Raw genomic sequence first — 19,648 nt, 5'->3', positions numbered from 1 at the left:
ATGGCCGTCGATCGCAAGATCACCCCCAAGGCGCCCACCCAGCGCCCCACGGATTTTTACCAGGGCAAGCAGCAGGGCGGCGCATACGGCAAGCCTGAACGTGTCGGCGAGCGCCTGCAGGGCGGCCCGATGCGTGAAAAGCTGCGTCGCGAAGGTCTGTGATCATGGCGACGAAAAAATCGGCTGGGGGTTCGGCCTGGGACATGATGTCGAAGATTCGTTCCATCCGCGCGGAAGAGCGTAGTGCGGCCAGTAAGTCCACTACTCCGGCGCGCCATCGCGGCGCTTCTGGAACCACGGTAGGTGGACGCGGCATCAACAAGCCGCCGAAGAAGGGTAAATCATGAAAAAGCCCCGCGAATTTCAGGGCACGCGTTCGGAGTCGCGCGACGTGAACACGTTCTTCGGCAAAGGACCGTACAAGTCCAACGTCGACGACCGTCCGAAGCGCACGCCGCGCGACCGGAACACCGGCACGTCGCTCGAGCGCAAGCTCCGCGGCAAGGTGATCGGCTAATCGTTCATGGCCCGCGCGAAGAAAGAGAAAAAAGAGGACAGGAAGCCCGCCGTCGAAACCCTGGACGCGCGGGCCATCGATGCTGAGAGGACTGGCGAAGAGATCGAGAACTGGGCCGAAAAGCCCGATTCCGACGCCTTCACCGACGCGGCCAAGCTCTATCCGAAGCTCGCGAAGTGCTACGAGAACAAGCAGGAGCAGATGGACCGGTGCGAGGAATACTGGTCGATCTTCAACGCCCAGCCTGACGAAAACCAGCAGTATTCCGGCAACAGCCAGTGCTATATCCCGGCTGTGCGCAACGCGATCAAGGCGCGCGTGAAGCGCACCATCGCGCAACTTTTCCCCGTCAATCACAAGCACGTCGGCGCGACGGGCCCCGACGGCAATATCCCGTTTCAGCAGATCAGCCTGCTCGAGCATTACATCCGCTCGGCTGGCGTGAAGGAAGCCGTGCGCGCTGATCTGATCGCGGGCGACGTGACGGGGCAGTGGAACCTGTACATCGACTGGTCGAAGACCCAGCGCCGCGTGCGCGAGCTCATCAAGAAGCCGCCGATCCTCGAGGATGCCGAGCTGGGCGGTGAGGTCGAAGACGTGGCGGCGGCCGAAGAAGACTGGGACTGGGAGCCGGAGGAAAAAGACGTCACGACCGAAGGGCCGGACGTCGTGCCGTTTGCGACCGAAGATCTGGCCGTCTACCCGCCCACCTGCAGCAGCGTCGAGAAAGCGACGGCCACGTGCATCCGGCTGCGCCTCGACATCGACGCGGTGCAGCAGTTCATCGATGAAGGCGTGTTCGTCGGGCATGACGCCAAAGACCTCGTCGAGACGCTCGCGAAGCCGAGCGGCGGGCGCGAAAAGTACGTGCCGCCCAAGCGCCGTACGGGCGATGCGGGCATCCGCACCGAGGGCACCTACAAATACGCGCTGATCTATGAAGCCCACACGAATCTCGACCTCGGCAACGGCAAGGAGCCGTGCTTTGTTTATTACGCGGGTGAGAACGTCATTCTTGGCATTATCCGCAATCCATTTTGGTCTGGAAAACGGCCCATCATCAGCGCCCCCATCGAGCGGATCACCGGCTCGTTCTTTGGCGTCTCCAACATCGAGCCGGTCAAGTTCCTGCAGTGGAACCTGAACGACTACTGGAACATGGGGCAGGACTCGGCGCAGTACAGCCTGCTGCCGATCACGATGGTCGATCCGCTTTCGAGCCCGAACTACCAGTCGATGGTGGTGGGCCTCGCCGCGGTGTGGCTGACCGATCCGAACAAGACGAAATTCGCGAATTTCCCGGCCATCTACAAAGACGCGATCCCGCTGTGCGAGAACCTCAAGCAGCAGATCAACGAGTCGATGGACGTGAACGACGCCATGATGGGCAAGGCGCCAGCGGGCCGGAAGAGCCAGGCACAGATGGCAGCCATGGCGCAGGCGCAGGAATCGAACATCATCGACAACGCGAAGCGGTACGAGGAAGTGGTCCTCAATCCGCTGCTCGAATGGATGTTCGAGCTGGACCGGCAATTCCGCACCGAAGAACTCACCGTCGAGGTGCTCGGCGAGGTCGGCGCGCGCGCCAATCTGCAGGTCATTCCGGTGCAGGCATTCGGCGAGCGCTACTTCTTCCGCTGGTGCGGCACGTCGTACCAGCAGAACATGCAGCGCATGCAGCAGATGATCGCGTGGATGAACGTGCTGCGCGGGATCCCGCCGCAGCAGCTCGACGGCCGCCGCCTGAATATCGGCCCGATCCTCGAGTATGGCACTGAGCAGATCTTCGGTCCGGAAGTCGCGCCGCGGATCCTGATCGACGAACGCAACATGTTCCACCTCGACCCCGAGGACGAGAATCTGATGATGCATAACGGCCTGCAGGCTGAGGTGCATCAGGCTGACGACGACCGCGCCCATCTTGCATCGCACCTGCGCGCTGCGCAACTTACTGGCGATCAGGCGGGCCTGTTCCGCGCTCACATCCAGCAACATCAGCAGGCCATGAAGGCCAAGCTGCAGGCGCAGATGGCGCCCAAGCAACCGCAGCAGCCTGGACTGCCAGGCGTGCCGGGTGGAGCAGGATCGGGTGTGGCGGGAACCCCGCGCCCTGGAGCGCAACCGGGAATGCCTCGGCCCCAAGGTCCCGCTGGAATGATCCACCCTGATCAGATGGCCTCACCGACGGCGGGGGCGCGATGAAACGCTTCTTCGCACGTACTACGCCATGGCACACGATCCAGACAGGAGACCTGATGGACTGCCTGATTCCATCGGTCCGCGCAGCCGTGATCGCACACGAACGCGGACATCTCAGGCATTGGCACGCCGAGAAGCGGCTGCTGTGGTTCTTGACATTGCGCGTGCTATGGGACTGGCAAGGCTTCCTGCAGATGTGCGAAGAGCAGGAGCTGGAGGCTGATCGGTATGCCCGCAAGATGGGGCATGGTCTTGCGCTTCGGATGTTCCTTATCGCGCACGGGCACCGGCGTAAGCAGCTCGGCTACCCGTGTCTGCATAAACGACTGGAGGCGCTCAATGGCTGACGCATTCCGGATCATCCCGCCGCAGGTGCTGGCCGCCGGCACCGACGTGCCGCCCGAGCAAATCAATGCCGGGTTCATCAGCATGGCGAACCAGCTAAACGTGGCGCTGAACACGCTGGCGAACGGCGCAAGCCCGCAATTCGCTGCGGCGATGCTCGCCTGGTTCAACAGTCTGCCGACTTCTCTGCCGGCGACCGCTGGCGTGCTTTGGAACAACGGCGGCACGCTCGCCCAATCGTAGAGGTCATCATGAAGAAACTGTTTGCCGCGCTGCTCGCGCTGGTTTCTGCCAGCGTGTTCGCGCAGAGCTACCCGTCGCCCACCTACAACAACCTCACGGTTCAGGGTACGGCGACGCTCACGAATCACCCGCTCGCTGTCTCGTCTGGCGGCACGAATGCGGCGAGCGCGAGCGGGACCGCGCTCGATAACATCACAGGCTTCTCAAGCACTGGTTTTCTGACACGTACCGGCACCGGAACTTACGCATTCCAGAGTCTGACGAACGGCATCACCTACGCGAACCTTGCGCAGGCGGCCGCAAACACGGTGCTGGGCAACTCGACCGGAGCAGCAGCGAACGTTTCGGCCCTCACGGTGCCGAGCTGCAGCACTGCGTCCAGCGCGCTGATCTGGACATCTGCCAATGGGTTCGGGTGCAACACTGCAATCAATGCCTCAAGCCTGGGCGGCACTGCTGCCGCATCGTATGCGCTGCTCGCATCGCCGACTTTCACGGGCACACCGGCTGCACCCACAGCGAGTGTCGGAACGAACACGACGCAGATCGCGACGACCGCGTTTGTAATCGCCAACGCAGGGACGGGGCGCCTGATTGGCGTTCAGGTTCTCACGACGTCCGGCACGTACACACCCGATACAGGGACGAATAGTGTAATCACTGAACAGTGCGGGGGTGGCGGTGCTGGCGGTGGTGCAGCGGCCACGTCGACCGGGCAGCTTTCTGGTGGTGCTGGCGGATCTGCTGGCGGGTACATCAAGAGCAGACTCACATCGGGTTTCTCTGGCGTTACGGTCACCATTGGTGCAGGCGGGGTAGCGGCGTCTGGAGCGGCTGGTGGTGCTGGAGGAAACACTGTCTTCGGCACATTGACCGCGAATGGCGGCTCGGGCGGCGTCAGTCAGGGTCCCGGGACTACCTTCAACGCCAACAACAACAGCAACGCCGGAACCGCTTCGGGCGGCACGATCATCAATCTCAACGGGCAACTCGGTACTGCGGCATTCGGCAACACCGCAATCATCGGCGGTATCGGTGGCGACTCACCTCTTGGCGCTGGAGGCTATCCGGGATTCAGCGGAACTGCCGGGACAGCAGGAACGGGATACTGTGCCGGCGGTGGCGGTACAGCGAACGGCGCCAGTCAGGCAGCGAACATCGGCGGCGCGGGTGCGAAAGGTGTTGTGATCGTTTGGGAGTACAACTGATGATCTATGCCATCGTAGAAAACGGTTTGGTCGTGAATACGGTTGAATGGGACGGCGTCTCTTCGTGGCAACCGCCATCGGGATCTGCAGCCGTTCAAGTGCCGACTGGCACGTACGTCGGTATTGGTTCGACCTATTCGAATGGCGTGTTTGGCGCGCCGCCGCAGCCGCCCGCCGGAGAGCCGTAATTCAAACGCTTTGATAAGGCGGGAAATATTTGTACCTTTTGCGCAACCCTGATCAGGAGATCATCGTGCGCAAAACCATTTTGGCCAACCTCATCGGCCTCATCTTTCCGGCCGTCGGCGCCGGCAATACGCCGAACATTCCCGACAACGGTTCGATGCCCGATCAGATCGGTCTGGTCAATGCGATTCTGGGCATGAACCCGTTTCAGGAAACCGGCTACAACGCGGCAACCAACACAGCGGCGTTCACGCTGACGGCCCAGCAGATCGCTGGCGCAGCACAGAACTTCCTGAATCTCACAGGCACCCTCACTGCTGCTGCCAATGCGCAGCTTCCGACGGTCGCAAGCCTGATCGCCGCTCTTCCCCAGGTCGTTCAGAGTGCACCCACCGGCATCAGCTTCCAGCTTCGCGTGATCAACAGTTCCAGCGGCGCGTTCGCCTGGACGCTGACCACGAACACCGGCTGGACGCTCGGCGGCACTCAGTCGATCGCGCAGAACACGTGGCGCGATTTCATCATCACCATCACCAGCGCGACGACCGCGACGATCCAGTCGGTCGGTACGGGCACGCAATCGTAAGAGGTCTAAATGAGTGCACTGCTTCGCCGACTTCTTGGTCTCCTTTTTCCTGGCGTTGATGATTCAGGTGGTGGAGATCCCGGTGCGGACGATCCCGGTTCCGCTGGAGATCCAGCGACCGGCGGCGACCCCGCTGCGTCATCCGACCCGACGGGCGGCGCCGAGGATGATGACTTCGATTTCGACTTCGTGGAACCGACCCCGGCCACGCGTCGCTCGTCGTCCGATGCAGATCGGATCGCGGCGCTGGAGGCGGAAGTCGAACGACGCGGTCGTCTGGCAGACGCAAGCCGAACCGCATCGCCAGTAGCTCCTCCGCCTGATCGAGACTTCGAGCGCGAAGAAGAGCGTCTGCGTAATCCCGACACGACCGAGCTCGAGCGCTGGCAGATCCAGTCGAACCGCACGATGCGCCAAAGCCAGCAGGCTGCGGCGCACGCGCTATTCCAGGCGCAAGACCTCAACGATCGCACCGCGTTCGAATCCAAATTCACGAGCGATCCGCATCGCGCGCGATATCGCGACCGCGTCGAGCAGGCCGTGCAATCCGAGCGCGCGCAAGGTCGCAATGTCTCGCGCGAGGCCGTCTATTACCACATGCTCGGCAAAGACATCGCCGACGGCAAATTGAAGCCGAAGGCCAAGGCGAAGGCACCCGCAGCGGACGTTCCGCGCGGCAAGTCGCCGGCCGTTCGCTCGAATGTGCCGAACGGCCGTGGCCAGACCGATCACCAGAAGCGCGCGGCGCGTCTGGAAGGCGTGAATATCTAACCCCAGCACGAGGACACCATGCTGACCAAAACTCTGGCCCTTCTGGTGGGCCTCCTGTTTCCGGGTGTGACGAACCAGTCCACGAGCTTCACGGCTGACGTCGAAGCGTACATTCAGGAAGAAGTCGAGCCGCTGGCACGGCGCCAGCTGGTCGCGTATCAGTTCGGCAAGCCGCTGAAACTGGACACGAACCGCGGCACGACGTACACCGCGTCGCGCTACCAGCGCTTGCCGCTGCCGTACGCGCCACTGCAGGAAGGAGTTGCGCCTCCGGGCGAAGCGATGACCCTGCAACAGGTCAGCGCCACGGCGCAGCAGTGGGGCGACCGTGTGATCATCACGGACGTCGCGAATCTCACCATCAAGCACCCGCTGTTCCAGCAGGCGTGCGAGCTGGTGGCGATCCAGATGCCGGAAACGCTCGAGCGCAACACGCTCAACACGCTGCTTTCCGCGCCGCAGGTGAACTATGCAGGCGGCGCTGCGAATCGTGCGGCTCTCACGGCTTCGAACGTGATGTCGCCGCACGAATCGAACCGTATCTTCGCCTCGATGGCCGCCTACGGCGTGCCGCGCTTCAATGGCGACGAGCGCGAAGACATGATGATCGAGGCCGGCGCCTATCGCGATCCGTCGCAGACGCCGCGCGTCAAGCAGCACTACGTGGCCCTCATCAGCCCGTTTTCGGCGCAGGACATGCGCGAAAACTCGTCGGTCCAGCAGGCGTGGGCCTACAGCGACGTCAACCGGCTCTACAACAACGAGCTCGGTGACTTCGGCGGCATCCGTTTCTGCGAAACGAACATGATGCCGTACTGGACGGGCGGCCCGCAGATCAACGGCACCGCGTCGACGTCGGGCGGCCAGCTCGCGACCGGCACGTATTACATCCAGGTCACCGCCGCGCCCGCGCTGACGTCGGTCGAGCAGACGATCTATCAGGTCTCGACGTCGGTCAGCGTTACCGGCCCGACGGGGTCGATCGCCGTCACGCTGCCGTCGTTCCCGAACTACGTTTTCAACGTCTATATCGGCACGACCGCGAATCCGTCGAACCTCGCAACCGCAATCGGCAACGGCGTGCCCGTTACCGGCGTGCTGGCGGGGCAGGCCACGCAGCTGCAGCCGAACCAGACCGTCACGCTGACGGGCATCGGCGTCATGCAGACGCCGCCGGCCGCGCCCGCGAACGGCGTGTCGGTGTTCCCGGTGATCTACATCGGCAACCACAGCTACGGTCAGGTACTGCTCGAGAATCCCGAGTTCCACTACCTGACGGGCGCCGACAAGTCGGATCCGCTCAATCAAACGCGTGTCGTGTCGTGGAAGGTTTTCTACGGCTCGATTCTGCTCAACACGGCCTTCCTGGCTCGCGTCGAATGCGGCTCCGCATTCTCGCCGGGCTATCAGGGCGGCACGATTACGACCCCGTAAGGAGTAACTGATGGTCGCACGCACTCCCCAGGAACCGGCCGGCAAGCCGGTTCCGGAGGCGGCTAACGCCGCTGAAAAAGAACTGATCGGCGAGGGCTCGCCCGCGGAAGAAAGCCGCGAGGCGCTGCTCGAGCGAATCCGCCTGCTCGAAGCGGAAAAGGAAACGCTCACCGCTGCGAAGGAAATCGCCGAAGAAGAATCAGCGCGTCTGTCCGCGCAGGCGCAATCGGCGCTGCTGACTTCGGGCGTCATCGAGCGTTTCGCCGGGAAGGCCGAAGACGGCGAAACCGATCTGTGGTTCTACCGCATTGACCTCGCGCCGGCCGGTGGTGACCACCTCAAGATCAACGGCAAGCCGTATCTGCACGGCCACACGTACAAGTTCGACACCGACACGCTTCGCTGCGTCAAGGAGATGGTCGCGCGTACGTGGGTCCACGAGAACGACATCAACGGCCATGCGTTCAACCCCTACAAGCAACACCAGAACAAGGTGCTCGGCGGTGGTGCTGCTCCGTCGTGGGCATATCAGTAATCTTTCAACCCTCCAAAGGAAAAGCATGGAAGCCTCCAAGGAAGTTACGGCTGCCACGGTGATCGGCAACTTCTCGATCACGCTCCCCGCGCCGAATCAGGCGCAGCTCTCGGCCAGCGGCTATCTGATCGAAGGCGAGGACAAAGCCTCGCTGGATAACCGCATGGACGTGGTGCGCGAAGCGCTCCAGCGCCAGCAGCGCCTGCTCGAGATCCCCGTGCTCGAGGCGCACATCGAGCAGTGGCAGAAGGCGCACGACGACATGTCGCGCGCTTACGCGGATCTGCTCGAGCGCAACAACAAGCGCAAGAAAGGGGACAAGGAAGCGAAGGCGTTGACGAGCCAGGAGCAGCAGAGCCTGTCCAATGCGCCGACCCAGATCGCGGGTATTCAGACCGAGCTCGAAAAGGCGCGCAAAAAGATCGCGGACGCGCGCGCGGGCGTCTGATCATGGCATACCTCCAGGCACAGCAGATCGTGCAGCGCGCCTGCGCGATCGCCAAGGTTCCCGGCTGGATCACGCAGGGCGGGATCTACCTGAATGCTGTCCTGGAGGATCTCTGGCTGCACCGCGATCTCAAGATCAACCGGGTCGTTGAGCAGGTTGTCGTGCAGGCCAACAACTACGGCCCGTTCACGTTGCCGCTGAATTACCTGCGCACGTACGACCTGTTCTTCCTGCAGAACAACCTGCCGTATTTTCTGCACCCCATCTCGCCGGAGGAGTGGGATCAGGAGTTCAAAGACCCCTCGATCGCAAACTACCCGTACGAGTTCATGACGCTGCTCTATGACGAGACGACGGCGCAGGCTAACCAGTCTGCCGGCCAGATCTTCATCTACCCGCAATCGTCGGGGCAGATCTCGCTCACGCACCGGTACATGGTGAAGCAGCCGGACATTGTGACGCCCGAATCGTCGACGCTCATTCCGTGGTTTCCGGACAGCCTGTATCTGATCAAGCGTACGGCGGCCGAGCTCATGGTCGAGACCGACGATACGCGTCACGATGCGCTGATCGTCGAGTGCGAAAAGATGCTCTACACGCACCTCATCATGGAAGGCGACGAGCAGGCCGTCGTCAAGTCGGTGCGGCTCGACCCGCGGCGCTTCCATTCGAATCGCACGCTCAAGCCGACGAAGATCACGGACTAGGAGCGCGACATGGCTATCCGCAATGCGAAGCCGGTCCGCTTCACGCCGAAGGGTCTGTGTGATGCCTTCGACGCGACTGACGCGTTCTCGGGCGCGTGTGAGCTGCTTCAAAATCTCGTTTTTGATCAGGGCAATCCTGAAATCATCGTCGCGCGTCCGGGTGTAGGAACAGCCGCGACGACGTTCAGCAGCTTCAATACCCCGACCTTCGTTTCCGTTTTCATCGTGATCGGTACCATCGCTTACGGCATGGTGTCGACCGCGCGCAATCCGGGATACGACGAGCCGTTCGCATACAACCTGCTGACGAACTCGTTCATTACGATCAGCGGAGTGACGTCGTCGAACGTGCCCGCCTCGCCGTCGACCAGTGGTGCGTGGACGCCGCCAACGATGGCCGTGGTGAGCACCAAGATCCTTGTCACGCATCCGGGTTTCAGTGGCACGGGATCAAACTTCTTTGGCGTGATCGATATCACCACGCCGGGTTCGCCCGCGTGGTCCTCGAGCAATCTGGCGACGAACCCGCTCACCGGTGTGCCGACGTCGGTTGCGAACTTCAACAACCGCGCCTATTTCTCCGTGGGCAACGTGCTGAACATGAGCGACACGCTGGTGCCGCTCACGCGTACGAACGCCAGCCAGGCGGTGACGATCGGCGATACCACGCCGATCACTGCGCAATCGGGCCTGCCGATCCAGACCACGTCTGGCGGCGTCATCGGTGCGCTGGTGGTGTTCAAGCAGTCGCAGGTGTGGCAGGTGACGGGCGATCCGTCGACCAGCAACCTCGCGCTCAATTACATTTCACTCACGACGGGATGCCCCGCGCCGCGCAGCGTTGTGCAGGGGCCGTTCGGTATTTTCTTCGCTGGCGTCGACGCGCCTTACATCCTCAATTTCCTCGGCACGCTGGTGCCGCTGTCCAGTCGCCCGGGCACCGATTTCCCGGCCGACCTGCAGGTGCCGTTCCAGAACGCCACGCAGCCCTCGCGCATCAGCGCGTCGTTCGCCGGAAACATCTATCGGGTGTGCGTGCCGACGCTGATTCAGGGGCAGGCGCAGACAAACGACTACTGGTACGACATCAGGCGCAAGCGCTGGACCGGGCCGCACACGTTCATCTATGACTGTGCCGCGCAGTACGGATCATCGTTCGCGCTGTCTTCGTCGTCGCAGGGCGCGGCGCTATTCGTGAGCACGACGATTCCCACATCGAACAGCGCATACAGCGACGCGGGCAGCGCTTTCTCGGCCCATCTGCGCTCGTCGAACTTTCCGAAGACCGGTCACATGCAGGAAGTGCAGGTTGTCGAATCAACGATTGAACTCGCGACCACCGGCGCACCGGTCCTTTTCAATCTGACCGCCACCGACGATCAGAACAACACGCTCGCCGCGACCGCGCTGCAGACGATGAGCTCCGGGACGCTCTGGGGCAGTTTCATCTGGGGGCAGGCGAACTGGTCGACGAACACCAGCATTCCTCACGTCTATTCGATCCCGTGGCCGCAGGCACTCGTCTTTCAGAAGATGTCGATCGACGTCATGGTGACGCCGACTGAAAAGACGCAGATCGGTACCTTCTTCGCCCGGTATCAGGACACCGGGTACACGAATCAGGGGTAATCCATGACCAACATCGTCGGCCCGTTACCGGACAACCTGCAGAACGGCACCACTGCCGACGCTTCGCAGGTGATGGCCAATCTGAATTTCATCATCAACGCGATCAATACGTATGGGCTCGCGCTCGCCGATCTGCCCGGGCAGATGCTGGAGAACCTGTCGCTCGGTTCTCTGGTGGGCGTGAAGCCATTTACCCAGACGGGCACGTATAACCCGTCGACCAATGCGAATTCCGCGCTCGTGATCGGGCAAGGTGCCGGTGGCGCGGGCGGTGGCGCGCCAGCTGCGGCGACGGGTGCAATCACGCTGGGTCTTGGCGGCAACGCTGGCGCATTCGGGGTGCTCTATGTGCCTACTGGCGTTGCAGCGACTTCCGTGACGATCGGCGCGGGTGGGACTGGCGTCTCCGGAGCGGCTGGCAATGGCGGCGGCGCGACGTCGTTCGGTCTGCTCATGCAGTGCGCCGGCGGGGCTGGCGGCACGTACGCCGGTCCGTCAAGTGGTTTCGTCGGCGGCCAGAACACGGCAGCGGCGGCGGTGACCGGCAGCGGCAACATCATCGTTTCCGGCGGCGGCGATACGGCGCGCGTTCCGGCGATCGCACTGAACGTCTCGAACTTTATTTCCGGACCCGGCGCGAGCTCGCGCTTTGGCGTGGGCGCGGCCGCAATCTTCAACTATGGCCCGGGGTTGACTGGCACTGGTTATGGATCGGGCGGCTCGGGTGCGGCCTCTTCCAACGGCACGAATGCTTATGCGGGCGGCTCTGGCTCTCAAGGGTACGTGCTTGTCTTCGAATTTGCTGGCCCCTGATGGACCAGGAAACAAACGTATCTTTTCCACCAACACTAAACACGGGGAAACCATGGGTAACCGGACGCTCACCGAAGACGACGTTAAAGCGATCGCTAAAGAGATCGAAAACGGGATTACCCAGCGTTTCCAGCTGAATGTGGGACGCGGCGTACTCGCGATGGTGTGGCGCGTGATTTTGTACGCATTGATTGCCACTGCTGCCTTCGGGGCCGGTGGTGGTTTCAAGAAGTTTTTCTAGGAGAAGGCCATGAGCATCTGGACCACCATCGAAAGCGAGTTCAACGCCATCGTTACCGACGCGCGCTCGATTCCCGAAAAGCTCGCCGCGCTGGTCGATCTGCACGGCAAGGCACAGAGCCTTTCGACGATCGAAAGCACGGTCACCACGATTATCGAGGACACGGCAAAGGCCACCGCCGACAAGGTCACCGAGATCATGCAGGCGGTGGGAAAGCTGTGACGCCCGACATCCTTGCGCAGTGTCTGGACATTCCTTTCACGCGCGCGGAAACGTGGTCCGGGCCGCTCAGCGCGGCCACTGCGCTGTACGCGATCGATACGCCCGCGCGACTGGCGGCGTTCGTCGCGCAGATCGGGCACGAGTCAGGCAAGTTCGTGTTCCTGGTAGAGCTATGGGGGCCGACTGCCGCGCAGGCCGGGTATGAGCCGCCGTCCGTGAAGGCGCGCGATCTGGGCAATACGCACGGCGGGGACGGATTCCGGTATCGCGGGCGTGGTCTCATCCAGATCACCGGGCGCGCGAACTACCAGAAGTGCGGCGACGCGCTCGGCATGGATCTGATTTCGTCGCCGGAACTGCTTGCCACGCCGTCGAATGCGGCGCTATCGGCTGCGTGGTTCTGGAATGAGCACGGCCTGAACGATCTGGCCGACGCTGGCGATTTCGAGACGATCACACGCCGGATAAATGGTGGCGTCAATGGTCTCGCAGAGCGCGAAGCGCTATGGAAGACCGCCAAGGCGGCCTTGGGCGTAGTTGATGAGCCGGCGCCCGAAGCGCAAACGGAAGGGGCAGAAAATGGCGGCACTTGATCCGATCACGGCGGTATCCGATCTGGCTACCACCATTGTCCAGCGCATCTGGCCGGACAAGACGCAGCAGGAACAGCAGCAGCTCGCGGCGGTGCTCGCGATGGTGCAGGGCCAGCTTCAGATCAACCAGGCCGAGGCGCAGAGCAGCGATCCGTTGCAGCACTGGCGCGGCGGTATGGGTTGGGTCTGCGTCGCGGGTTACGCGTGGAATTTCGTTCTTCAACCGCTTCTGAACGCGGGCACGGCGATGTTCGGCCACCCGCTCAACATGCCACCGCTCGATCTGAGCGAGCTGTCGACGCTCACGCTCGGCATGCTCGGTCTCGGAGGCCTGCACGTGGCAGAACGAATCAAGGGTGCTTCGTGAGGAATTTCGTAAAGATCGGACAGGGCATCGACACCGCGCCGCTGCTGCTCGCCATCGCGCGCCAGCCGGGTCTCTGGAATCGCCATACCATCCGGCAGGATGTTGAAGGCAGCCCACACGCAGGGATTCCTGATATCTGGCTGCGCTACAACGACGAGAAGCCGTTCAAGGAAAAGGGCGACTACACCGGATTCAACGATCCGCACGATCCGGTTTTTTATCCGGAATGGTTTGCATTGCCGCAGGTGCGACCGATCGTTTTCGGACTGATGGCGCGCGTCGAAGGTACGCGTCTCGGCGGGATTCTAATCACAAAGATCCCGCCGGGCGGGCGCGTGACGCCTCATGCGGACGACGGCTGGCACGTGAAGCATTACAACACGAAGCTCTATGTACCGCTGCAATCGAACCCGAAGTGCTGGAACCGCGTCGAAGACGAGGTCGTCCGTATGGCGCCGGGCGACGTCTGGTATTTCGACAACACGAAGGAGCACGAAGTAGTGAACGAAGGCGAGGACGACCGCATCACGCTGATCGTCTCGATCCGGTGCGAGAAATGATCAAGCATCACTTTTCTGCAGGGGGCGTGTACGCGCGTGAGCAAACGCTGCTCGCTGGCGAGGAAGTGCAGAAGCACGCGCACGACTACGACCACATGAGCTATCTCGCGGGCGGTACCGCGATGCTCGATGTCGATGGCGAGCTAAGCGTGATCCACGGCCCGTGCATGCTCGAAGTGAAGGCTGGACAGTCGCACCGCATCACGGCGGTCACCGATCTGACGTGGCTGTGTATCCACGCAGACAGCGTGGCCGACGTTGAAACCTTGATGAAGGGGTAAGCCATGCCATGGGGAGTCGCCGCAGGTGTCGTTGGTAGCGTAGCCGGAGCAGCGGTCTCGAGCGCGATGTCGCCGAGCACGTCCGGCGGGAGCGGCAGCAGCTATTACGTGCCGACGGGCCTCGGCACGTCCGATACGACGTGGCAGGACCTGCTGTCGACCCTCAACAACTATTACGGCAACCTCGATCTCAACCAGTACGGACTGGCTTCGCTGCAGAGCGGGGTGCAGGCGGCCCAGCAGTATCAACCGGGCTATATGGCTGCGGCAAATGCCGCGGGCCAAGGTTACACGAACGCGGGCACCGCGCTGACGAATCTCGGCAACAGCGATCTCGCGACACAACAGCAGCTGCTCTCCGCGGGCCAGAACGTCTATAACATGGGCCTCGATCCGCAGAGCGCGCTTTACAACTCGACGCTCAATCAGGTCCAGCAGCAGACCGGCGCCACGAACTCGATGTATGGGCTCGGGTCGTCGGCGGCCGGTGCGGGCGTCGCGAATCAGGCGCTCACGAATTTCAATCTGGACTGGCAGAACAATCAGCTCTCCCGCGCCGCGCAGGGGCTGTCTGCCTACACGGGCGCGGCGAACGCCGCGGGCAGCTACGGCCAGCAGGGCGCCAGCGCGCTCACGTCCGCGCCACAGTACGCGCTGCTCGGCGGGCAGGTTCCGTATCAGACCGCGCAGACCATCGCCGCGACGCCGGGCAATCTCGCGAATACGTATGGATCGTTCCTGAACTCGAACGTGTATGGCCCTGCGGAAAGCATGATGAGCCAGATCATCCCGTACATGAACTACGGGAACGGCGCGCAGTCCCTGCCATACCAGAACGCCACGTCGAATGCCCAGAGTTACGGCCAGAGCCTGTCCAGTGCGATCGGCGGCGTCGGGAACTCTATCCAGAACGCGGGAGGCCTGAGCAACCTGTTCAGCGGCACGACGGGTTCGTACGGCAGCGGCGATTTCAGCGGGGCGTTCACGTCGAGCCCGTATTACTCGGGCGGCGGGAATTCGTACGGCTTCACGATGTGAGGTGAGACATGGAGCCAGTGAACTACTACCTCGCGACCATGCAGGGTGCGCAGGCGAATCAGAATCTGATTGATGCGCGCCAGCAGGCAGCAATGCGGATGATGATGTACCAGCAGGCGCAACAGGATCGTCAGCGCCAGCAGGCCGCGCTCGCCGCGGCGGGCAATGCGCTGCCACAGCTGATTCAGGGGCAGCCATCGCAAATGCCGCCTCCGCCGCAGCCTCCCATGCCCGGTCAGGCGTCCCAGCCCGCACAGCCTGCGCAACAGGCTGGCGGTGGGGTGCCGCTTCCTGGAATGGGCCCGGCGCCCGGTGGCGTGCAGCCTCCGCTGCCGCCTTTCCGCGGGATGCCGACGACCGGCTCGCCTGCGCAGGGCTCCGCGCCGCAGATTCAGTCACCTCCGATGGCGGCCTCGCCTGCACCGCAGCAACAGCAGTCGGGACCGCTTACGCTCGAGAGCGCGATCAAGGTGCTCAAGGATCAGGGCCTTTCCGGCGCTGATCTGATGGCGGGGCTCGGACAGCTCATGCCCATCCTCGATTCGCAGGCGAAATCGCAGGCCGCTCAAATGCAGCAACAGTTCACGCGCGAGCTGCAGATGGCGCAGTTGCAGGAGCGCTATGACTCGCTGCGCCAACGCGCTGATGACAACGCGGCAAATCGCGCCGATCGCATGCAGGCGCATCAGGATTCCCTTGGCATCCAGCAACAGATGCTCGAACTGCGCCGCGCGTCGCTGAATGCGCGCACGCAGGGCGATCCGAATGCTGCGCTCGATCCGGATGACCTGAAATTCATGGCGCAGCAATACATGGCCGGGGACCGGACCGTGTTGCAGAACCTCGGGCGCGGCGCACAGGGCTCAAAGAACCTTGTCGCTCTGCGCAATGAAGTGCGCAAGCAGGCGCAGGCAAACGGCATGACTGGCGCAGATCTCGCGGCGGCCGTAGCCGAGTTCGAGGGCGTGAAGTCCGGCGAGCGAGCACTCGGCACGCGTACGGCGCAGGCTGGCATGGCCGTCAACGAGGCGGACCAGTTCGCCGACATCGCGTCGACGGCGTCCCAGCAGGTGCCACGCAGCCAGTTCGTGCCTGCCAACAAGGCGCTGCAGGCGTATCAGTCGAATACGGGCGATCCGAAGATCGTCGCATTCGGCGCGGCCACGAATTCGCTCATCAATGCTTACGCGCGCGCAGTGTCGCCGAGCGGCACGCCGACGGTGAGCGACAAGGATCACGCGCGCGAGATGCTGAACACCGCGCAAACGCCAGAGCAATACCAGTCCGTGATCTCCATGATGAAGCGTGAGATGGAGGCGGCCCAGCAATCGCCTGGCAAGGTGCGCAGCGAGTTTCGCGAAGCCGTGACGCGCGGCAAGCCAATGGCTAATCCGCCTCCTCCGGGTGGCGGTCTGCCGGCCGGATGGTCTGTGACGGAGCACTGACATGCCGACCTTTACGTTCACTTCTCCGGACGGGAAAACCTATGACGTGCAGGGGCCTAACGGCGCTACGAAGGAGCAGGCGTTCGGGATTCTCCAGCAGCGACTTGGCGCAGTTGGAGGCGCTGCACCGGCAGCGCAAGGCCGCGCTGTCGCGCCTCTCGATCGTCTTCCAGGCGATACGGGACCGGCGCAGGACATGAAGCCGGAGCACGCCGACGGCATTGCGAACAAGATTCTCGGCATCGGCGAAGCCGGGCTTTCGGCAGCCACTGGCGCATTCGCTGCGCCGATCGGCGCGGCGTACGGCGTCGGCAAGACGCTCGCGAGCGGGAAATACGGCACGCAGCAGGGCATTCGCGCGGGCGAGAAAGCGGGCGTCGAGCTGGCTGACAGGCTGACCTATCAGCCGCGCACGCAGGCCGGACGCGAGATGCTAGACACGGCCGGGCGCGCGCTTGATGCGAGCCGCCTGCAGGGTCTGCCCGTTGAGGGGCCGATGTTCGCGCGCATTCCCGAAGTGCCGCGCGGGGTGCTCGCTACGGGTGAGGGTGCTGCAGGTGCCGCGCGCGCCGGCGCGAATGCCGTGGGGCGTGGCGCGACGCGCGTGGCAGCCAATGCGCTGCCGGAGTTGGATGCGGAAACCGCGCAGCTCTTACGGCAGGGGCATTCGATGGGTTTTCGATTTACACCAGATCAGGTGTTCGGGAACAAATATGCGAAATACGCGGGCGAACTGGCACAAGACAATCCGTTCGTCGGCAAGACTGTTCGTGAGCAGAATCAGGCGACGTTCAACCGGAACCTCGTTTCCATGATCGGTGGCACGGGCGACAAGCTCACGCGCAAGGCATATAGCGAAGCGATGAACGAATCGGGCAAGACGATCGGCGACATCGCCGCGAAAACGCCATTGCCCATCAGCCGCCAGTTTGTCGACCAGCTGCGCTCGCACAGCGCAAATCAGTTGCCGGAGGTAGCGGGCGTCGTCAACGGTTACGTGGACCAGATCGACAAGATGGCCGGGCGCGACTTCTCGCCCCTGACTGTGGGCGGAAAGTCGGATGTGCCGCGCGAACTCCCCGGCGCAGCCTTCCGCCGCATCAATAGCGCGATTTCAAAGCGCATGCGTGAAACCGGAAATGGTGATCTGCGCTCGGCGCTGAGCAACCTGCAGGACGATCTGCTAGAGGAGCGCAGCCAGTATCTCGACAGCCGGGACCGCGTGGCCTATGACCAGGCACGGCGGCAATATGCGATCGGTAAGACTGTCGAGCCGCTCGTCGCGAAGTCTCCCACGGGCGACATTTCGCCGGCTGCATTGCTCGGGGCGGTGACACGCAATCAGGCGGGGCGCTCGGCGATGGCGCGCGGCGCGGCGGGAGATCTCGGCACGCTCGCAGACATTGGGCAGCGCTTCATGAAGGAACGCCCCTCGAGCGGCACGGCCGAGCGAGCGCTGATGCAGAACCTGATGTCACACCCGCTGGGGACCGTGGCGGCCGGCGGCACTGCCGCGCTGACCGCGCCCGTTGCGGCTGCCTACAACCGATTCAGTCCGAGCGTGACGCAGATGCTACTCGACCGACCACCTCAATGAGTCTGCTGGTTTTGATTCTTCAGAAACAGGTAAATAAGCGCCATTTCCCAAGCCGTTTTCCAGTCTTTCGCCTCGCCATCGAGGCGCAGACGCAGCATGACGGGGAATGCTTTAACTATTGCTTTTAACGTATTCATTGTGGTCTCACAGGAAAAACGACCATGCGAATTTTGGCAATCGACGTCGGCTCGAACTGTCTGGACTGGCTCATGCGGTGCCAGCAGTGGGGGCATCAGGTCCGATGGTACGACAAACCGCGCCCTGACGGCACGGACCGGCACGCGGGCGAGGGCCTTGTGCCGAAGATCCGCGACTACGACGAACTGCGCCGCAAATGGCTCGGCTGGGCCGACCTGATCTATACCCCCGATAACGTCAGCTACCTCGAAATGCTTGAGCCGTTTCGACGTATCGGTTACCCGATCTACGGCTGCAATCTGGCGGCCGTCGAATGGGAACTTGATCGCGAAGTTGGGCAGAAGGTAATGGAAGAGTGCGGCATGCGCATCATCCCTGGCAAGACCTTCCACGATTACGACAGTGCGATCGCGTACGTAAAGAAAGAGGCCAAGGCGTTCGTTTCGAAACCTTCTGGCGACGGCGAACGCGCAATGTCCTACGTCGCGAACAGTGCCGCAGACATGGTTTATATGCTCGGTCGCTGGAACAAGATCGACAAATACCGCCGTGCGGCGAAGCAGGACGGGTTCATCCTGCAGGAGAAGATCGACGGTATCGAAATGGCCGTAGGCGGCTTCTTCGGGCCTGGCGGTTGGTCGCGCGGCTGGGTCGAGAACTGGGAAAACAAGAAGCTGATGAATGGCGATCTCGGCGTGAACACGGGCGAGATGGGCACGACCGTGCGTGTGGTGCGCCAGTCGAAGCTGGCCGATGAAGTGCTCAAGCCTGCGACCGAGCATCTGCGCAAGATCGGTTACGTCGGCTACGTCGACGTGAATTGCATGATCCCAACCGACGGCAAGGGACCGTTCCCGCTCGAGTGGACGATGCGCGACGGCTGGCCGATCCGGCACAACCTGACCGCGCTCATCGAAGGTGACCCAGCGCAGTGGATGAAGGACAAGCTCGATGGGCGCGACACGCTGCGCATTCGCATGGACGAGGTGTGCATCTCGGTGCTGATGGCGCTGCCGGACTTCCCGTACTCGAAGATCACGAACAAGGAGCTCTGCGGCATCCCGATCTATGGCGCCGAGGACATGGAGCACCTGCACTTTTCCGAGGTCATGCTCGGCACCGCACCGCGCGAGGTGAACGGCAAGGTTGTCGACCTGCCGGGGCCGGTGACGGCGGGCGATTACGTGCTGATCGCGACGGGGACTGGCGAGACGATCACGGGCGCACGCCGCAGCGCGTACAGCGCGATCAAGAAGGTGAAGATCCCGAACAGCCCGTTCTACCGCACGGACATTGGAGTGGGGCGGCTCAAGAAGCAACTGCCGGATCTGCAGCGCATGGGCTACGCGAAAGGATTGGGGTACTGACATGCCTACTGACAAATGCGAAGTGGTGAAGCTGCGTAATCGCGATCCGTTTGCTGGGCTGTTGCAAGATGAATTGCTCGCCGTAATAGAGCAAGAGAAATTCGGAGACTTATCCGTGGCTGTGCTCGTCGGTGTCCTGGAATTTCTAAAGTGGAACCTGATCAACAGGAGTGATTGA

General features: G+C 62.6%; 28 protein-coding genes. 27 read left to right on the top strand and 1 reads right to left on the bottom strand.

Annotated features, from left to right (window positions below; translation table 11 throughout):
- From BMY06_RS39675 to BMY06_RS22715, 25 genes are all read left to right on the top strand, one after another.
- Positions 1 to 162, top strand: coding sequence for a hypothetical protein (locus BMY06_RS39675; protein WP_161495595.1), 162 nt, complete (start codon positions 1 to 3; stop codon positions 160 to 162).
- Between the two features lie 2 nt (positions 163 to 164).
- A complete protein-coding gene (locus BMY06_RS38885) occupies positions 165 to 347 on the top strand; it encodes a hypothetical protein (protein WP_124263205.1) in 183 nt (60 codons plus the stop codon).
- Positions 344 to 517 carry a hypothetical protein gene (locus BMY06_RS39670; RefSeq protein WP_161495596.1) on the top strand — a complete coding sequence of 58 codons (174 nt, stop codon included), beginning with the start codon at positions 344 to 346 and terminating at the stop codon, positions 515 to 517. The genes BMY06_RS38885 and BMY06_RS39670 overlap by 4 nt, the downstream gene beginning before the upstream one ends.
- 6 nt (positions 518 to 523) lie before the next feature.
- Complete coding sequence (locus tag BMY06_RS22825; RefSeq protein WP_074985416.1) at positions 524 to 2,719, top strand: portal protein; 2,196 nt, start codon at positions 524 to 526, stop codon at positions 2,717 to 2,719.
- A complete protein-coding gene (locus BMY06_RS22820; RefSeq protein WP_124263206.1) occupies positions 2,716 to 3,063 on the top strand; it encodes a M48 family metalloprotease in 348 nt (115 codons plus the stop codon). Before BMY06_RS22825 ends, BMY06_RS22820 begins: the two co-directional genes overlap by 4 nt.
- A complete protein-coding gene (locus BMY06_RS22815) occupies positions 3,056 to 3,304 on the top strand; it encodes a hypothetical protein (protein WP_074985413.1) in 249 nt (82 codons plus the stop codon). Before BMY06_RS22820 ends, BMY06_RS22815 begins: the two co-directional genes overlap by 8 nt.
- An 8-nt stretch (positions 3,305 to 3,312) precedes the next feature.
- The gene (locus tag BMY06_RS39955) at positions 3,313 to 4,512 is read left to right on the top strand and encodes a hypothetical protein (RefSeq protein ID WP_176087191.1); all 1,200 of its coding nucleotides are present in this window, start codon (positions 3,313 to 3,315) and stop codon (positions 4,510 to 4,512) included.
- Complete coding sequence (locus tag BMY06_RS22805; protein ID WP_074985409.1) at positions 4,512 to 4,700, top strand: hypothetical protein; 189 nt, start codon at positions 4,512 to 4,514, stop codon at positions 4,698 to 4,700. The genes BMY06_RS39955 and BMY06_RS22805 overlap by 1 nt, the downstream gene beginning before the upstream one ends.
- A gap of 65 nt (positions 4,701 to 4,765) precedes the next feature.
- The gene (locus BMY06_RS22800; protein WP_124263207.1) at positions 4,766 to 5,284 is read left to right on the top strand and encodes a hypothetical protein; all 519 of its coding nucleotides are present in this window, start codon (positions 4,766 to 4,768) and stop codon (positions 5,282 to 5,284) included.
- Between the two features lie 9 nt (positions 5,285 to 5,293).
- Positions 5,294 to 6,055, top strand: coding sequence for a hypothetical protein (locus BMY06_RS38875; RefSeq protein WP_124263208.1), 762 nt, complete (start codon positions 5,294 to 5,296; stop codon positions 6,053 to 6,055).
- An 18-nt stretch (positions 6,056 to 6,073) separates the two neighbouring features.
- Entirely contained in the window at positions 6,074 to 7,489 is a 1,416-nt protein-coding gene (locus BMY06_RS22785) for a N4-gp56 family major capsid protein (RefSeq protein WP_074985403.1), read from the top strand.
- Between the two features lie 10 nt (positions 7,490 to 7,499).
- Positions 7,500 to 8,024, top strand: coding sequence for a hypothetical protein (locus BMY06_RS22780; RefSeq protein WP_074985401.1), 525 nt, complete (start codon positions 7,500 to 7,502; stop codon positions 8,022 to 8,024).
- Positions 8,025 to 8,049: 25 nt separating this feature from the next.
- Positions 8,050 to 8,472, top strand: coding sequence for a hypothetical protein (locus BMY06_RS22775; RefSeq protein ID WP_074985400.1), 423 nt, complete (start codon positions 8,050 to 8,052; stop codon positions 8,470 to 8,472).
- 2 nt (positions 8,473 to 8,474) lie between these two features.
- A complete protein-coding gene (locus tag BMY06_RS22770; RefSeq protein WP_074985398.1) occupies positions 8,475 to 9,179 on the top strand; it encodes a hypothetical protein in 705 nt (234 codons plus the stop codon).
- 9 nt (positions 9,180 to 9,188) lie between these two features.
- Complete coding sequence (locus BMY06_RS22765; protein ID WP_074985397.1) at positions 9,189 to 10,808, top strand: hypothetical protein; 1,620 nt, start codon at positions 9,189 to 9,191, stop codon at positions 10,806 to 10,808.
- A gap of 3 nt (positions 10,809 to 10,811) precedes the next feature.
- Complete coding sequence (locus BMY06_RS22760) at positions 10,812 to 11,621, top strand: hypothetical protein (RefSeq protein ID WP_074985395.1); 810 nt, start codon at positions 10,812 to 10,814, stop codon at positions 11,619 to 11,621.
- Positions 11,596 to 11,862: a hypothetical protein gene (locus BMY06_RS22755; protein ID WP_143064433.1), complete on the top strand. Its 267-nt coding sequence runs from the start codon at positions 11,596 to 11,598 to the stop codon at positions 11,860 to 11,862. The genes BMY06_RS22760 and BMY06_RS22755 overlap by 26 nt, the downstream gene beginning before the upstream one ends.
- A gap of 9 nt (positions 11,863 to 11,871) precedes the next feature.
- Positions 11,872 to 12,084: a hypothetical protein gene (locus BMY06_RS22750; protein WP_074985392.1), complete on the top strand. Its 213-nt coding sequence runs from the start codon at positions 11,872 to 11,874 to the stop codon at positions 12,082 to 12,084.
- On the top strand, positions 12,081 to 12,677 hold the full coding sequence (locus BMY06_RS22745; RefSeq protein WP_074985390.1) for a glycoside hydrolase family 19 protein: 597 nt from the start codon (positions 12,081 to 12,083) through the stop codon (positions 12,675 to 12,677). The genes BMY06_RS22750 and BMY06_RS22745 overlap by 4 nt, the downstream gene beginning before the upstream one ends.
- A complete protein-coding gene (locus tag BMY06_RS22740; protein WP_074985388.1) occupies positions 12,664 to 13,044 on the top strand; it encodes a 3TM-type holin in 381 nt (126 codons plus the stop codon). The genes BMY06_RS22745 and BMY06_RS22740 overlap by 14 nt, the downstream gene beginning before the upstream one ends.
- The gene (locus tag BMY06_RS22735) at positions 13,041 to 13,604 is read left to right on the top strand and encodes an aspartyl/asparaginyl beta-hydroxylase domain-containing protein (protein WP_074985387.1); all 564 of its coding nucleotides are present in this window, start codon (positions 13,041 to 13,043) and stop codon (positions 13,602 to 13,604) included. Before BMY06_RS22740 ends, BMY06_RS22735 begins: the two co-directional genes overlap by 4 nt.
- Positions 13,601 to 13,885, top strand: coding sequence for a cupin domain-containing protein (locus tag BMY06_RS22730; RefSeq protein WP_074985386.1), 285 nt, complete (start codon positions 13,601 to 13,603; stop codon positions 13,883 to 13,885). The genes BMY06_RS22735 and BMY06_RS22730 overlap by 4 nt, the downstream gene beginning before the upstream one ends.
- Before the next feature lie 66 nt (positions 13,886 to 13,951).
- A complete protein-coding gene (locus BMY06_RS22725; protein ID WP_074985384.1) occupies positions 13,952 to 14,923 on the top strand; it encodes a hypothetical protein in 972 nt (323 codons plus the stop codon).
- Positions 14,924 to 14,961: 38 nt separating this feature from the next.
- Positions 14,962 to 16,368, top strand: a complete 1,407-nt coding sequence (locus BMY06_RS22720; protein ID WP_124263209.1) for a hypothetical protein — start codon at positions 14,962 to 14,964, stop codon at positions 16,366 to 16,368.
- Position 16,369: 1 nt separating this feature from the next.
- Positions 16,370 to 17,965: a hypothetical protein gene (locus tag BMY06_RS22715; protein ID WP_124263210.1), complete on the top strand. Its 1,596-nt coding sequence runs from the start codon at positions 16,370 to 16,372 to the stop codon at positions 17,963 to 17,965.
- Here BMY06_RS22715 and BMY06_RS39665 read toward each other — a convergent pair.
- Positions 17,959 to 18,102, bottom strand: a complete 144-nt coding sequence (locus BMY06_RS39665; RefSeq protein WP_161495597.1) for a hypothetical protein — start codon at positions 18,100 to 18,102, stop codon at positions 17,959 to 17,961. The genes BMY06_RS22715 and BMY06_RS39665 overlap by 7 nt on opposite strands.
- Before the next feature lie 24 nt (positions 18,103 to 18,126).
- Here BMY06_RS39665 and BMY06_RS22710 point away from each other — a divergent pair, with 24 nt between their 5' ends.
- The gene (locus BMY06_RS22710; RefSeq protein WP_074985379.1) at positions 18,127 to 19,470 is read left to right on the top strand and encodes a hypothetical protein; all 1,344 of its coding nucleotides are present in this window, start codon (positions 18,127 to 18,129) and stop codon (positions 19,468 to 19,470) included.
- A gap of 1 nt (position 19,471) precedes the next feature.
- Positions 19,472 to 19,648 carry a hypothetical protein gene (locus BMY06_RS39660; protein ID WP_161495598.1) on the top strand — a complete coding sequence of 59 codons (177 nt, stop codon included), beginning with the start codon at positions 19,472 to 19,474 and terminating at the stop codon, positions 19,646 to 19,648.

It is taken from the genome of Paraburkholderia tropica (assembly GCF_900109265.1).
GTDB classification, from domain to species: domain Bacteria; phylum Pseudomonadota; class Gammaproteobacteria; order Burkholderiales; family Burkholderiaceae; genus Paraburkholderia; species Paraburkholderia tropica.
Note: the sequence above shows the minus strand (reverse complement) of the source record. Positions and strands in the feature narration are given on the sequence as shown.

Coding starts and splice junctions, on each gene's coding strand:
- BMY06_RS39675 (WP_161495595.1), top strand. CDS start 1: ATGGCCGTCGATCGCAAGATCACCCCCAAGGCGCCCACCCAGCGCCCC.
- BMY06_RS38885 (WP_124263205.1), top strand. CDS start 165: ATGGCGACGAAAAAATCGGCTGGGGGTTCGGCCTGGGACATGATGTCG.
- BMY06_RS39670 (WP_161495596.1), top strand. CDS start 344: ATGAAAAAGCCCCGCGAATTTCAGGGCACGCGTTCGGAGTCGCGCGAC.
- BMY06_RS22825 (WP_074985416.1), top strand. CDS start 524: ATGGCCCGCGCGAAGAAAGAGAAAAAAGAGGACAGGAAGCCCGCCGTC.
- BMY06_RS22820 (WP_124263206.1), top strand. CDS start 2,716: ATGAAACGCTTCTTCGCACGTACTACGCCATGGCACACGATCCAGACA.
- BMY06_RS22815 (WP_074985413.1), top strand. CDS start 3,056: ATGGCTGACGCATTCCGGATCATCCCGCCGCAGGTGCTGGCCGCCGGC.
- BMY06_RS39955 (WP_176087191.1), top strand. CDS start 3,313: ATGAAGAAACTGTTTGCCGCGCTGCTCGCGCTGGTTTCTGCCAGCGTG.
- BMY06_RS22805 (WP_074985409.1), top strand. CDS start 4,512: ATGATCTATGCCATCGTAGAAAACGGTTTGGTCGTGAATACGGTTGAA.
- BMY06_RS38875 (WP_124263208.1), top strand. CDS start 5,294: ATGAGTGCACTGCTTCGCCGACTTCTTGGTCTCCTTTTTCCTGGCGTT.
- BMY06_RS22785 (WP_074985403.1), top strand. CDS start 6,074: ATGCTGACCAAAACTCTGGCCCTTCTGGTGGGCCTCCTGTTTCCGGGT.
- BMY06_RS22780 (WP_074985401.1), top strand. CDS start 7,500: ATGGTCGCACGCACTCCCCAGGAACCGGCCGGCAAGCCGGTTCCGGAG.
- BMY06_RS22775 (WP_074985400.1), top strand. CDS start 8,050: ATGGAAGCCTCCAAGGAAGTTACGGCTGCCACGGTGATCGGCAACTTC.
- BMY06_RS22770 (WP_074985398.1), top strand. CDS start 8,475: ATGGCATACCTCCAGGCACAGCAGATCGTGCAGCGCGCCTGCGCGATC.
- BMY06_RS22765 (WP_074985397.1), top strand. CDS start 9,189: ATGGCTATCCGCAATGCGAAGCCGGTCCGCTTCACGCCGAAGGGTCTG.
- BMY06_RS22760 (WP_074985395.1), top strand. CDS start 10,812: ATGACCAACATCGTCGGCCCGTTACCGGACAACCTGCAGAACGGCACC.
- BMY06_RS22750 (WP_074985392.1), top strand. CDS start 11,872: ATGAGCATCTGGACCACCATCGAAAGCGAGTTCAACGCCATCGTTACC.
- BMY06_RS22740 (WP_074985388.1), top strand. CDS start 12,664: ATGGCGGCACTTGATCCGATCACGGCGGTATCCGATCTGGCTACCACC.
- BMY06_RS22730 (WP_074985386.1), top strand. CDS start 13,601: ATGATCAAGCATCACTTTTCTGCAGGGGGCGTGTACGCGCGTGAGCAA.
- BMY06_RS22725 (WP_074985384.1), top strand. CDS start 13,952: ATGTCGCCGAGCACGTCCGGCGGGAGCGGCAGCAGCTATTACGTGCCG.
- BMY06_RS22720 (WP_124263209.1), top strand. CDS start 14,962: ATGCAGGGTGCGCAGGCGAATCAGAATCTGATTGATGCGCGCCAGCAG.
- BMY06_RS22715 (WP_124263210.1), top strand. CDS start 16,370: ATGCCGACCTTTACGTTCACTTCTCCGGACGGGAAAACCTATGACGTG.
- BMY06_RS39665 (WP_161495597.1), bottom strand. CDS start 18,102: ATGAATACGTTAAAAGCAATAGTTAAAGCATTCCCCGTCATGCTGCGT.
- BMY06_RS22710 (WP_074985379.1), top strand. CDS start 18,127: ATGCGAATTTTGGCAATCGACGTCGGCTCGAACTGTCTGGACTGGCTC.
- BMY06_RS39660 (WP_161495598.1), top strand. CDS start 19,472: ATGCCTACTGACAAATGCGAAGTGGTGAAGCTGCGTAATCGCGATCCG.